Genomic DNA, 14,531 nt, shown 5'->3' with positions numbered 1-14,531 from the left:
TTAGCGTAGGCATAAATCCCGCAAAAGGCAATCGGAAAATACGAAGGTAAGTTTCTTGTTTCACGGATACGCCAATAAAGCCCTTCGGGTACGAAGGACTTTTCCGCGATACGGTCATCGAAAGCTTAGAGACTGCGAACCTCGGTCAATGTGGGCATCCCGTCTTGGGCGCCGAACTTCTGAACGGATAAGGAAGCCGCGGACACGGCGAATCTCGCGATCTCGCCGATCGGCTTCGCTTCGGATAACCCGTAGGCGAATGCCGCGTTAAACGAATCTCCGGCTCCGGTCGTATCGACTACTCCCACTTTAGGCGAAGGAACCGTAATCAACCGTCCGCCATCGAGATAGGAGCAGCCTTTTTCTCCGCGCGTGACGATCACTTTCGTTCCGTACCGCAATTCCCAGCTGGTCATGGAGTCTTCGAACTCTTTGTCCTCACGGCAAGGAGTACCCCCGATAAGCTCCCATTCGGTTTCGTTTGGCGTGATATAATCGGTCAGACGAAGCAGCTCGTCCGGCAGTTCCTTCGCGGGAGCCGGATTCAAAACGGTAATGACCCCGGCGGCTTTGGCGATCTCGAAAGCAGTCGTTACCGAGGTTAGAGGAATCTCCAATTGGGCGACTGCTACGGAAGCGGATTGGATATCGGCTTCGTAGCGTCGCACGTATTCCGCCGTGCAAGCCGAATTGGCACCCGCCACGACGACGATGCAGTTATCGTCCTCCGTATGGGAAATATGCGCCGTCCCCGTCGATTCTCCTTCGATTTTCCCGATCGCTCCTAGCGCTACGCCGTTGTCCGTCATTTGCCTTAGGATCATATCTCCGAACATATCCGATCCTACGCATCCGATCATAGTCGTTTCCGCCGTCAAGCGGCTGCAGCCGATCGCTTGGTTGGCTCCCTTGCCTCCCGGTACGTAGTGGACGGCATCCCCATGCACCGTTTCGCCCAATTTGGGCAACCTTGGCATAGTCACTACGACATCCATGTTCAGACTTCCGATGATGACGATTCCCGATTTAGAAGTACTCATCTCCGATTTCATCCTCTCGTGTGTACGATTTGGCTAGATTGCTTAACGACTAAGGTTACATCCATCACGTGCGCGCGTTCTTCGACTCTCTCGCCGTTAAGCATGCGAATCAAGTAATCCATCGCCTGCGTTCCCATCTCCCGGATCGGCTGCGCGATCGTCGACAACTCCGGAACGACCGTGCTCATGGCAAGACCATCGAAGCCGACCAGCTTGATCTCTTCCGGCACTTTACGTCTTAGCCGATATAACGCCTTCAAAGCTCCGCACGCCATCAGGTCGTTGCCCGCGAAAACACCGTCGATATCCGGATGTCGCTTCAGCAGCTCCGCCATCGCGCGAGTACCGCCCTCAACGTGGAAATCGTCGCTTGTCGCGATGAGACTGGGGAGAAACCATGGCTGGGTCCCGCATGCTTCTTCGTAGCCGAGGCATCTTTCCCGGCTCGCGACTATGCTCATCGGCCCGCAAATATGGGCGATTTTCCGGCAGCCTTGTTCAAGCAAGTGTCTTGTCGCCATCGCTCCGCCGGCCCGGTTATCGGATACGAACGAGACGATCGGATGGGCTCCGAAATGATTGTCGATGGCGATGACGGGAATGGATCTTTTCTTCAGGTTTAAGATTTGGTCGGGACCGAGGCTATAGGAAGCCACGATCAACCCGTCTACTTTCTTGCTGACCAGCATATCGAAATAATTCATTTCTTTTTGGAGGTCATTGTCGGAGTTGCATAGAATGACGCTGTAGCCGTATCCGTTCGCGGCATCTTCTATCGCCCTTGCGAGCTCCGGAAAAAAGGGATTCAAAATATCCGGAACCATGAGGGCGATCGTCCCGGAGCTCTTGCCCGCTAAGCTTCTCGCCGCGATGCTCGGAGTGTAATTCAAGGCACTCATCGCCGCGACGATGGACTTCTCCGTAGCAGCGTTCACGTAGCCTTTCTTGTTCAAAACCCTGGAAACCGTCGCGACGGAAAATCCGGACATCTTGGCGACGTCCCGTATGGTAGCCATATGATCCGTCCTTTGAATGAAATCTTCCGGCTTACCCGCATATATCAACTTATGTGGTACCGGTTACATAGTTATTAGTTTAGCTAGTTATACGTTGCCTGTCAAAAGATTATTGGACGGATTTGAATTGATTATGTTGCCCATTATGGTATCGGTTACGCAAACCGTCGCCATTCGTAAATCGTTGAATTTACGACTACGGAGTGGTTAGATCAAGGCATGCTCAGCTTTTTTTTGAATTCTTCGACGGTTCGAGAGAAATAACCCGGTCTGGACGGGTTATTCGACGTAAATGGGGTAGGTTAGTTAGAGCGGCAGTCAGTCTCTGAGCGAAAGGGATAGCGGCGGTAGAGACGGTGGAATCGCATAGAAAAGAGGGGCCGCGCCAGTATTGCCTAGCGGATAGCCCCTCGAATCGAACATGAATGTTAGTCGTTCATATACTTTAGCGAGACTTGCTCAAATCAATAGCCTCAGTTAGCAATAGCAACGTCAGTCCCTGTCCGTACAAGGTCGGGAAGATCGGAACCTCGTTGTATGCGGCAACGCTGTCGAGCACCGGCGTTCCCCCGGAGACGCCTTCGACGGCTCCGTTGGCGCCGATCTTGGATATAACGGCGGCCGTCGCCCTATCGGCGCAGGCCATCGCTTGCTTCGAATCGGGAAGCAGCCCCATCCGGGCAGCCTTGTACAACCCGTAAGCAATGCCGGCCGACCCCGAAGTTTCCTCGTAATAACCGGGTCGGTCCAATACGGTTGGCCACAGCCCGCTCGCGTTTTGCTTGAGCATTAGCCCCTCCGCGAGCTTGACATACCTTCCCTTGATCTCGGCCAGCGCTCCGGAGTTACCGGAATCCCCAGTATCATCGGAGGAATTCCAATTGCCGAAATCGCAACCTTCCAACGCTTCCAGAATCATCGGAACGCCGCAAGCGTTCCATGCGTTCGCCCGGTTCCACCGCGCGGCGGACATCCAATCCTCCGCCTCGCAATTCCAGGCGTGAAAGAGTAAGCCCGTCCCGTCATCCTGCAACGCGCGCAAGTGCAGCAGCACTTGCCGCAGAGCCTCGTCCGCCATTCGGCGATTGGAGAGCATCCTGGCCGCGCGAGCTAAGAATAGCACGGCCATGAAGACGGTATCCGCCCAGATCTGCTCGCGGAACGAAGCCTTCTCCGTGACGGTGTGCTCGAAAGCGCCGTTCCCCGTGCGGGGAGACTGCTCCATCATCCAAAACGCGATTTCCTCGGCCTTCGCCGCGTAATAGGGATCCGCCTTCTTCTCGAGCAACAGCGGAAATACGGCATAAGGCGCCATCGAATTGATGACCTTGACGGAGTCCGACTGCCACTTGTTCCGGTTCACCCAATCCTCTACCTCCTGGATCGCCCAATCCTCACGCGACATTTTGCCGAATTCCGCGGCCGCTATGATTCCGACTCCCGAATTCCAATCCCACCGGTCGATGTTCATTGCCCAGTCCGTCCATTCGTGGCTACCCCACTCAGCCTGTTCGCCGTGCATCATAAATCGATAGACTCGATTTGCCGCTTCTTCCAGCTCTCTCTTTTCCAATCCAAACTCCACCCTTCTAAACTGACTCAATACTCCTCGCGCGAGGTGTTACGATGAATGATGGTTGTCAAACCATGCCTACCGCCGTACCTCTACAAGTGCTGATTGCGATACTCCGTCGGCGTCAACCCGTATTGCTTCTTGAAGCTCTCCCGAAAATGATCCTGATCCGTATACCCTATGCGCTCGCAAATCTCGTAAATGCGATTCATAGGATTCTTAAGCAGTCGAGCCGCTTCCTCCATACGGAGTCCGATGATCAAGTGGTTGATCGTCGCTCCCGTCACGTCTTTGACCAACAGGTTCATATACTTCTCGCTAAGCCCGACGGCCGCCGCCACGTCCGACAGCGATAATTCCCTGCGCGTATATTGCTCCTTCATGTATTGAATGGCTTGCTCGACCAGTTTTTTCTTCTTCAGATTTCCCGTCAATTCACCCGGAAGCAGCATCTCCGACAGATGAGGGAGCTTATCCTTGGACACTTGGCCGGCTTGATCCAGCTCCCGGCGTTCCTCCCGCTCCTTGCTCAAAGTTCGAATCGCGCGAGCCACGACCTTCTCGATCTCTCCGGGGTCGATCGGCTTCAGGACATAGTCCAGCACTTGAAGCTTGATCGCTTGCCTGGCGTGCTCGAATTCGTTCAGACCGGATAGGATAATGCAGCGAATATCCGGCTTCCGGGCTTGCGCCAGCTCTATCAGCTCCAGCCCGTTCATCTTGGGCATCCCGATATCGGTCAGCAACAGGTCCGGTTCTTCGTCCTCCAGCCGGATCAGCGCTTCCTCGCCGTTCTGGACGGCGCCGACCACCGTAACGCCTAACTCCTGCCAAGGAATCGAACGGACCAACGTTTCGCGAACGGTCTTGACGTCCTCGGCGATAAGCAGCTTATACATTCGCTAACCCCTCCGTTTCCGGTAATCGATTCTCTTGCAGGTAAGGCACGACGATTTCGACGCGGGTGCCTTCGCCCGTCTCCTCGTATCTCAGGCCGAAGGCTTCTCCGCAGTGCAATTGAATTCGGCGGTGTACGTTTAACGTGCCGAAACCGCTTCGGACGCCTACGGCTTTGGCTTCCGGCTCGCTCCCCTGATGCTCCCTGAGCATGCGGTTCATTCGAGCCGGATCGCATCCTTTGCCGTTGTCTTCGACGCGCAACGTCAGCGTTTTCCCTTTAAGCTTGGCATCGATCGTGATGCAGCAATCGGATGTCCGGTCGGCAAAGCCGTGTATGATCGCGTTTTCTACGAGCGGTTGCAACGTAAGATGGACGATCCTCGAAGATAGGAGCTCCTCCGGCACGCGAATTTCCACTCGCAAATTGTCCATCATCATTTGTTGAATGCGAAGATAAGCCTCGATCTGCTTCACCTCGTCTCCCAGGGAAATCCAGGTTTCCCCTTTGTTCAAGCTATAGCGGAACACGTTCGCCAATGCCCGGACGATCTCGCTCGCTTCGCGATCTCCTGCCATAATGGCGCGGCAATTGATCAGATCCAAGGTGTTATACAGAAAATGCGGATTGATCTGGGCATGCAGCAGCTCCAATTGAAGCTGACGGCGTTCCATCTCCTCGGAAAAGGATTTTTCTATCAGCCCGTGCAACGTTACGAGCATGGATGCGAACCTCTCGCCCAGCTTATCGACCTCGTAAATGCCGGAATTCTGCTCCGGCAGCGCTTCCTTGAATTCCAGCACCTCCGGTCTCTGCATCGCCGAAACGAGCCTCGTGATCGGAACGGTAACTCTTACGACGATTCTCCGTAAAGTGAATCCCGCGATCAACAAGGCGATGATCGCTGTAGCGGCGCCTATAGCCGATATGGCGAACGTATATTGGCTGAAATGGCTTTCCGGAACGACCGTCAACAGCTTCCAGCCGTTCACGAACGTCTCGAACATGACTCGGTGCTGCTCTCCGTCGATTCTGGCAACCATGGATCCCGTCGCGCCATCCAACGCCTGAACATACGGAACGTCCTTCACGGATTCGAGAAAATCGTACCGCTCGCTGAAGATGACGTTGTCGTTCTCGTCCAGCAGCACGTGGTAGCCCTTCTTCAGCTGCGCGTTCTCGAATACGCTGCGGATGCTTCCCGTATCCGCGCCAACGATCACGGTACCGATGCTCCTGCCGTCCTTGATGCTCGCCTTCGTTCTCGCCGAATAAATCATGGCGACGTTGGATTGCCCCGCTGCCTGCCCCCACCATTCGGACTGGCGCGAGCCGGTGCTCAAGCTTCGATACCACTCTTGGCCTTGCAGATCCTCGAATTTGTAGATGCCCGTCGTCGGGTCGAACCGATCCGTCGCCATGGCATATAAGCCGCTTCCCGGCTCCAGCGCGATGGACACGACGTACGTCTTCTTGGCGGTGCTGCGGGATCCGAAGTCGTTGAGCAACGAAACCAACGACAGATTTTCCAGATTCGTCTGCAACGCGAAATAATCGTCGACCGAATCGTAGGTATTCTGATAGCCGCCGCTTTCCAGTAAACCTTCTATCGAAGGATTCGAGAGAATGAACGCGGCTACGTTGTTCATCGTATCGAACTGGTACCATATGTTGCGGTAGACGAATTTCATCGATTGGTTCGCCATCTCGAGAGTATGATCGTTCTGCACGCGGATCAAGATGTAACTTGCGGCCGTGGCGAAAAAAGCGATGATGGCAACGATCAGCGCAAATACGGGAAAACTGAGTCGCGACAGCAATCCGGTATTCTCGTTCCTCGTTCGTTTACGCATGAATATCCCTTCCTCCTTCTTCGCCGAAGTCATCGGAAAGCCCCATCGGCCGTTTTCGGCGTCCGAGGGGGCTTCTCCGTTTTAGATTGTCGGTTGCGCGGATCTCATTAAACCGTATATCACTTGCGCCGCTTCCGCGCGGGTCGTTATGCCCTTAGGAGCGAAAACCCCTCCCGCTCGGCCTTGAATGAAGGCAAGCGACGATGCTTCTTTCGCATAAACGGAAGCCCAAGGCGAAATCTTCGACTCGTCGGAGAACGAAACCGCCGTTCCAGTTGGAGCTTTGCCGTCGACGGAATGATAGGCCTTCATCGTCAAGGTCGCCATCTCTTCCCTCGTAAGCAGCCCTTCCGGATCGAATGAAGTCGCGCTCTTACCCGCGACGATTCCCGCCGCATGCGCGATGGACACCGCCTCCGCGTACCATTTATCCTCGGAAACGTCGGCGAATGCGGTCTCGCCCGGTTCCGTCAGCTTTAACGCTTGGACCAGCATAGACGTGAATTCAGCGCGGGTGACTGAGCGGCCGGGTTCGAAGGTCGCGAAACCGGTTCCTAGGACGATCTGCTTGGCCGCCAATTGACGGATGGCGTCATACGCCCAATGGCCGGCCGCCAGATCGGAGAAATCCTTCTTCACTTCCAGCGCGGCGTATTTGCTGAAATGTCGAATTTGCGCCGTCATTTCCCCTTCCGCGTATTGTCCTCCGATCCATTCCGGCTTGCCGTCGTCGGAGATGTAGTAAATCCCCGTCAGATCGGGATCCATGGAAGGATCGAGCCTGACGCGAATCGTGATCGGCTGATTGAATCGCGTCAGTTTCTCGGTTGTTCCGCCCGCCGTTCGAATCGTCAAGCTTAGCTCGTAGACCTCGCTGCCTAGCCTGATCTCCGTACCCGATAGCTGGCCGTTAGCAAGCCATTTATCCGCTTCCGAAGGTTGCACGGGCTTGAAGGTTAGCGATATCGAGCTGCCTTGCAATTGCTCGGCGGGAATCAGGCCGGATAACTGATCGAACAGTTCCGGCGGAATCTCGAGCGCCAGCTTATCCGTCTTCACAACGAGATTGTTCTCCGCCAGAAGGGTTGCCGTATCCCAAGGCAGCTTGACCTCCGTCGTATCCGCCGGAGCGTCCACGGTGCTTGTGCCGTTGGAACCGCTCCTCAGAGAGGCCGCAGGAATCGTGACGATTCCGGTTTCTGCCGGAGAGACGGGTTGGTCGTTCCCGGAACCTGAAGGCGAATCGTCGTCCCCATCGTCGTTTTGGCCATCATCCGCTACCAGGTTATCTTCTGGGTTATCTTCAGGAGTTCCATCAGGGTTTCCATCAGGGTTATCGTCCGGATCTTCTCCGTCGCCATCGTCCGGTTCTCCGTCGGGCTCTTCCCCCGTCTCTCCGCCGGGAGGAGAGACCAGGTTATCTACGAACGTAAAGGCGTCATATCCGGACGTGTTCTTGGCGTCGGCCGTTCCTTGCGTCCATTGAATGAAATTATCTCTGCCGTTCTGAAGATCGGCATCGTTGACGGCGATATTGAATCCGATTATCCCGTCAAGCACCGGATCCAGATCCTTGACGTATTCCGCCGGAATTTGAAATTCGTAAACCGTAGTTTTATTCGCTTCGTCCCGAAATGCTTCGAAGGGAACAAGTCCGCTCATGTCCCCGTTCGGATTCGGCGGAGTCGAGTTGAACACGTTAACCATCGCATTGCCGTTGTCCGTTAGGGCAAAGCTCCACTCGACGTCGTCCGCGCCGTAAGGCGCTTCCTTATTGTTCAATGGATCCAAGCTCACTTGAATGGAATCGTTCTTCCACATGTTCGCCGGATTTTCCGACTGCTTGTGGATATCGTCCTTAACCGCTATCGCGAAGTACATTCCATCGGTTGCCCACTTGGCATAGGCTTTCGCCTCCAGATTGTCGGAGTCCTGATATCCGCTCGCGTTCTGGTCCTTCCTGCGAAGGTGAATCGGATAAGCATCCGCCCAATCCTCCAGATCGCCGTCGAACGTGACATCATTGGCCGACTGGGCCAGATTGAAATCGAGAGGCAGCTCGGGATCGTGGAAAATGATCTTGTCGCTCGTCGTTTCTACGACCTGCAGATCGACGTTATATTCATTGAATTCCGCCGGTTCATGATAAGTCCACTGGAAGTCCAACCGAACGCGGTCGCCTTTCTTCAGATCCACGAACGCGTTCGTGGTCACCGGCGTTAACGGATTGCCGTCCGGTCCCTTCAACGAAATCTCGCCCGTCTTGCTCGCGGAGGACGTTCCCGTCAATTGAACGGAAATCGCATCCAACCCGTCTATCGTTTCCTTGATCGGAAGAACCCTTACCGCGAGTCCGTCCTCCACGGTCAGCTCGACTTTCTTCGTCTCGAAAATCTCGTCTCCATGCAGAATCTCGATCCCGATGTCATACCTTCCCTTGATCGTATCTTCGGGTACGAGTACGTTGAATAGCCGGTCACTCGAGTCGTCCGCGGGTATCGTCAATTCGAAGACGTCCGGCTTGGTTTGCGAGGCTTCCCATCCTGCCGGAAGCTTTAACCGGGCCGTCACCGGCTGGTCGACGTCCGTGCTGTTCACGAGAGAGAGAGTCAGCGTATTGACATAGCCGGCTTCTCCTGTCGTTTGGGTCGGATTCACATTGGCCATGACTCCGATGAACTTGGCTTGCTCGGATTCCGCCATCGCCGTAACCGTGGCCGCGAATTCCCGGGCCAACAAATTATAAGCGTAGCTTTCGCCGTAGCTTGCCCGATCGAAAGCGGCCTCCGCTAGCCTGCCGTACCTATTCATGCGGAGAACCGCCGAGGCCGATACGGGCATGACGCTGAACTCGCCTTTCCGCTCGTTGAACTCGGCCTCCGCCGCTTGAACGGCGTTAGCGTAATTCAAGGTATTGGCGCCGGAGCCGTCAAGAGCGTAAGACAGAGCTACGGAAGCGGTCTCCGCGAGATTGTACAAAGCTTCCAAAGCGACGTAACCCGGAGCTGCGGGGACGGCGCCTTCTTCGATGCGGCCGGCGATTCGCGTCATCAACGAATAGACGTCCTTGATTCCCTGTTCCATTCCCGAGGCGGTTTCGTTTACGTTCCCGGTAGCAGCCGCAACGAGTTCCGTCGATATTCTCTCGATCTCGTCCGCATCCTCGTCGACGAGTTCGCCGTTCGAATCGTCCCGAGCCAAGTTCAGCTTGGAGATGGCCTCCTGCTTCTTGACTTGCACGAGATTCGCCGCGGACTCGAACACGAAATCCGCAGGCGCTCCCGTTACGTATGCCGGAGATCCGGATACGACGAGATCGATGCTTCCGTTCCCAATCGCGAATGGTTTCTCCACGCCGTTGATATCCATCGCGCTGACGCCCGTTGCTGCGAAAGGAAGAGTAACCGTGCTTGTCGGAGGTTTGACCGCCGGATTGTCCTTATGGTCGACCTTCTTCCAAGCCACGATGACGGGTTTGCCTTCGTTGAGGAATACTTGAACCGCAACGTCAGGATTGCCGGCGTCGAAGGTTCCGACGTATCGCGCGTTATCCAATTCGTTCATTAATTGATTGACCGCGGCATAAGCCAGCTTCGGCCTTCCGTTGTTATCCGTAATTCCCCAGAAAATATCGTAGTAGCGGTCGTCCGTGCCGTCGTTCTTGTAATCGTAGTATTCGTACGCTTTTACCTGGTCGGTCACCATGTAATTCAAGAACGCCCGAACGATGTAATCCCGTTGGACTTCCTCCGATACGGAAGGATATCCGCTTGTGGCCGTCGGCCATCCGCCTTCCGTCAAGTAGTAGTCCTTCCAGCCTCCGTAGGCGTTAACCAAGCCCTTTACGCCGTTCATGAGATTGGGCAGGTTAACGTCCGGCATGGAATTATACACGTAAGGATGATAGGAGAACGCATCCGCGTAATCGTACGATCCGAGCTCCAATTCCCTCGGCAGAACGCTTAGCACGCTAGACGTGTGGTCGCCGGCAAGAAGCATGGCGTTCGGATCCGCCTTCTTCATGTTCAAATAGGCGATCTTCTGCAATTGCACGAACTCGGAGGGAATGTAGGGCTTGGAGAAAATCTCCGGCTCGTTCGGCATTTCCCATTGCCGGATGACATCCTTGTACTTGTCGACCGTATGGGCGACGAAATCGCCCGCGGCTTCCAGCGAAGCCGTCGTATTGGGGACTCCCGGCTGGTAGTTTCCGTTCTTCTCGATGCCTAGTACGGTAATTTGATTGAATCCGTAGGAAAACAATTTATCGAGCTGAGGGTCGACCCTCGAGTAATCGTAAACCGGCGCTCCGAAGGAATCCTTGACGTTCTTGTCCACGTCTTCCCATGCGATGCCGGAACGATGATGACGGGCTCCCATTTTGCGTGCCCCGTCGATAATATCGTCCTTCCAGTTCAGGGCGTAATGCGTGTTGAGCCCGAATTTGCTTTCGTTATCCAGGTCGAGCCCCCGAACGGGAGCGGCTGTCTTCACGACCGCCAGACGCATGATCTTCGACTTATCGGGCTGCTCCACTCCGTCGACCGAGAAATCGGCCGATACTTCATAGGTGCCTACCGAGTTTAACGCGGGATCGAAAGGGACGACCTCGCGTTCCTTCTCGTATGCATCCAATTCGTAGCTCTCCGTTCCCGAAGCCACTATCTCTTTGGCTCCGTCGGCGCGCCGAACCACGTAATCCATGTCGAACATGCGGTCTTGCGCCCCGGCTTCAAGAGCGAGGTCGAGTCCCGGCGTTTCTCCTAACGCGTAGATGCCGACGTAATTACCCATAGGTTGAAGATCGATCACGTAAGGAGATTGCAACGGCTCGATCGAGAAATCGTCGATCATGAGATTGATGCCGCCGACTACGTTCCACTGGAAGTAGCCTTTGGTCGGAGCGAGCGAATCGGAATCGTCTCCCGCCGTCGTTTCCACGCCATCGATGAGCAGCTTATGGCTGATGCCGCTTACGCGAAGCTCGTAATCATGCCACTCGTCTAGCAAAGCCTTCACGTAGTTGGCGATATAATAGTTTCCGCCGAGCGTCGTTTTCCTCATGATAAAATATTTGGAGTTGTGCGTCGCCCATTCGATCGCGTTGTTGTTCATATCGTCCGACGCGCGGTAGCGGAATCGCCAGGTGTTCTGCGCCGCCTCGCTGGTCCGTTCGTACTTCGCCTTGAACTTAACGACGAAATTGTCCGCGTTCTGGTACATCGGAAGATTAAGCTTCGCGCTTCCCGAACCGTTCAGATTAAATACTTTGTTCCCGTCCGGGAGCTGAACGACCCTCGTATTGCCTCCCGTGGTCCAACCCGCAGGGATCGTATTCGGGGCCGAGCCTTCAAAATCGTTAAGGTAAGGCTCGATTGCGCCAACGTTGACCGTAATTTCTCCGTTATCCGGATAACGGTCCGAGCTTCCCGCTTCATTCTGAGCCGTAATGTAATAGCGGATTTTATTAGTTTGACTCGATGCCGGTATAGTTGCCGAATAGACGCTCGCTCCGACGCTAGTCGCCTGCAGCACGGAATTCAGCTCGTCGTCCCCGTAACCGTAGTGGATCGATCCCGTCGTCGAGCCGTACGTCGCGTCCGCTACGGAAAAGGAAACGGGGAGATTCGCGTTGTAAGGAATTTGCGTAACCGGCGCATGCGCGATCGCGTAAGCGGCCGGCGGCGCGACTATCGACGTAACCGATACCTGCTCGACGCTGACATTAACAGCCGTTGTCGCGTTCTGACTCTTCAGGGAAAACCCGATGCCGCCCGCGGATAGGGAAGAATCCGTGAAAACGGTTACCAAAGTGCCGTCGACGGATAACGTAAATTCGGTTCCCTTGACCTCTACTTTATATTGATGTAAATCCGATAGATTAAAGGCCGGTATCGCGGTGCTGATATTGATCGGCGTTCCAACGATTACGGAAGAGGATGAATTCGGAAACTTCCATAGCTCGACCGAATTGGTATTTTTGAACTCTAGGAAATAATAGTTAGTGCCGGAGGTATAACGGAATATCGTTCTGAAGCGGTCGCCTTGCGCCGCGAATTCTAAATTGTAATCGGTCGAGGTAAACGCGAGCTTTGCGGGTTTCACCACCGCGCGTTGAGGTCCCGTGCTCGTTGTCGTTCCTATTAATTGAGCGGGAATGCCGCTACCTTGAACGGTCCAAGCCGTGCTTCCGAATAGATCCCAGTTCCCCAATCCGCCTGAAAAGCTATCATCGAACAACGGTGCGGAATCTGCTGCTTTCGTGCTGATCGGCAGAGCGGGAATGGCTAGGCAAGCAATCAATAACATCGTAATCCCGCGAAACAGCTTTCTCATTAACATAGCCTCCTTTTACAAAGGTTAAAAACCCCCCGCCATTCCGGGAAGACGAAAGGCGAGGGATTGGGTTCAAAACGAGAGGATTACAAGCCTGCTTTTTTCTTGAAGGATGCTTCAAGCTCGCTCAGGATTTGCGTTCCGCCCTGAGACTTCCATTTTTCGACGAACTCGTCGAACTTGCCGATATCGGCGCCCATAATGATTTGCGTGAACGTGGAATCGCGCATCGTGTTCAATTCGACTAACTTGGCGATTTTCGTAGGTGATTCCAAATAGTTGGCAGCGTCCGTAATCTGGAACGGGTTATTGATCGCCACGTCAAGCGGCTCGGCGGCGCGGAGCGGCAGAGACTCGAGGTAACGCGGCCAGCCGTTCAAACCGGGAGCGAACGTGTAGGATTGAATCGAACGGAATTTGCCGTTCTTATCCAGTCTCGTCTTAGGGTCCAGCAGATCGGTAACGACGGTCATTTTGTCGCCCTCTATCAAGTAATCTTCGCCTTCGATACCCCAAACGGTCAGCATTTGGTTTTCTAACGATAAGGATTCTTCGATAATGGCCAATACTCTTTTCGGGTCTTTGGTTTTAGCGCTGATAGCGGTAATTTGACCGAACGGAGCCCCTTGGGGAGCAACGGCCATGCCATCCGGCCCTACTAGGGAGCCATTAAGAGACAAATACTTGAACGGTAGCTTGGATTGATCCGGAAGCTTCTCGCCGGCCCCGAGTTTCTTGGCTTTGATCAGTTCGTTCGCTTCCACTTGCGTATCGTAATCGTTCGGCGTGGACCACCAGCCCATCCAGGAGAACAATTTTCCGCCGAACAGCTTCGCGCGCAGCTGCTCTTCCTTGATCGTTGCGAATTCTTTGTCGATTAAGCCTTCTCCGTACATTTTTTGCAGGAACAGCAAAGCTTCCTTCATTCTTGGATCGATATCGAAACTGCTGAATTTTCCGTCCGTTTGGTTGAAGTAACCCGGAGTTACTCCGAACGCTCCGAAAATATTATCGAAAGAATTGTTAGCGAATTTCACTTCTCCGATTTGAGCCGTGTAGCCTCCGAGCGGAATAACGTCCGGCTTCTCGGCTTTGATTTTCTTGAGCAGGTTATAGTACTCGTCTAGCGTCTTCGGAGCGGTTGCGCCGACTTCGTCGAGATAATCCTGGCGCATAACCAGATTCCAACGATAACCGGATCCCGGTCCGCCTTGATAAGGAATACCGTAGATTTTACCGTTCACTTTCGCTTGCTCGAATACTTCCTTCGGCACTTCGCGCATGATATTCGGCGTATCTTGTTCGTTGATCAAGTCCGTAAGATCCACGAACGCTCCAAGCGGAGCGTATTTTTGAAAATCGTCGGCGAAATCGATCCGCACGACGTCCGGGATGTCTCCGCTCGACATTTTCAGGTTAAGCTTCGTTTTATATTGCTGAACGTCTACCATCTCGGCATTGATCTTGATATTCAGCTTTTGCTCGATCGCTTGCTTCACGACGTCGTTGTCCGGATCGTAAGGAACGGAAATGTCTTGCGCTTTCAACCAGTTAAGCTCATACGGCTCCGCGGATTCCGGCGAAGCGGACGGCGACGCCGATTCCGAAGGACTTGCCGACGTTGTTGCCGGAGCGGATGCGGTACCGGATGCGTTCTCCGCGTTATTGCCGCTGCTGCACCCCGCGAGCGTGACCGAACCGATCAATACGGCGGTAAGCAAGCCGATCGACCATTTTTTTCTTTGATTAGACATGTACTTATGACCTCCTGGATTTAACTTTATATTTACCCTTGGGGGATAAACCGATGGTAAT

General features: G+C 54.2%; 7 protein-coding genes. All 7 read right to left on the bottom strand.

All coding sequences use genetic code 11. The annotated features are described in order from the left end of the window. Positions 1 to 125 precede the first annotated feature (125 nt). Positions 126 to 1,040, bottom strand: a complete 915-nt coding sequence (gene rbsK, locus DFP95_RS05635) for a ribokinase (protein WP_115991858.1) — start codon at positions 1,038 to 1,040, stop codon at positions 126 to 128. 8 nt (positions 1,041 to 1,048) lie between these two features. Beyond that, a complete protein-coding gene (locus DFP95_RS05630) occupies positions 1,049 to 2,056 on the bottom strand; it encodes a LacI family DNA-binding transcriptional regulator (RefSeq protein ID WP_115991600.1) in 1,008 nt (335 codons plus the stop codon). Positions 2,057 to 2,501: 445 nt separating this feature from the next. Further along, positions 2,502 to 3,629: a glycoside hydrolase family 88 protein gene (locus DFP95_RS05625; RefSeq protein WP_115991599.1), complete on the bottom strand. Its 1,128-nt coding sequence runs from the start codon at positions 3,627 to 3,629 to the stop codon at positions 2,502 to 2,504. Positions 3,630 to 3,721: 92 nt separating this feature from the next. Beyond that, positions 3,722 to 4,528 carry a response regulator transcription factor gene (locus DFP95_RS05620; RefSeq protein WP_115991598.1) on the bottom strand — a complete coding sequence of 269 codons (807 nt, stop codon included), beginning with the start codon at positions 4,526 to 4,528 and terminating at the stop codon, positions 3,722 to 3,724. Then, positions 4,521 to 6,380 carry a cache domain-containing sensor histidine kinase gene (locus tag DFP95_RS05615; protein WP_181907277.1) on the bottom strand — a complete coding sequence of 620 codons (1,860 nt, stop codon included), beginning with the start codon at positions 6,378 to 6,380 and terminating at the stop codon, positions 4,521 to 4,523. Before DFP95_RS05615 ends, DFP95_RS05620 begins: the two co-directional genes overlap by 8 nt. Positions 6,381 to 6,461: 81 nt before the next feature. Continuing rightward, positions 6,462 to 12,716, bottom strand: coding sequence for an S-layer homology domain-containing protein (locus DFP95_RS05610; RefSeq protein ID WP_115991596.1), 6,255 nt, complete (start codon positions 12,714 to 12,716; stop codon positions 6,462 to 6,464). A gap of 86 nt (positions 12,717 to 12,802) precedes the next feature. Then, positions 12,803 to 14,470 carry an extracellular solute-binding protein gene (locus DFP95_RS05605; protein ID WP_115991595.1) on the bottom strand — a complete coding sequence of 556 codons (1,668 nt, stop codon included), beginning with the start codon at positions 14,468 to 14,470 and terminating at the stop codon, positions 12,803 to 12,805. Between the last annotated feature and the right edge of the window lie 61 nt (positions 14,471 to 14,531).

This window comes from Cohnella lupini, from assembly GCF_003386205.1.
Classification (GTDB): domain Bacteria; phylum Bacillota; class Bacilli; order Paenibacillales; family Paenibacillaceae; genus Cohnella; species Cohnella lupini.
This window is presented reverse-complemented; position numbering and strand designations above follow the sequence as displayed.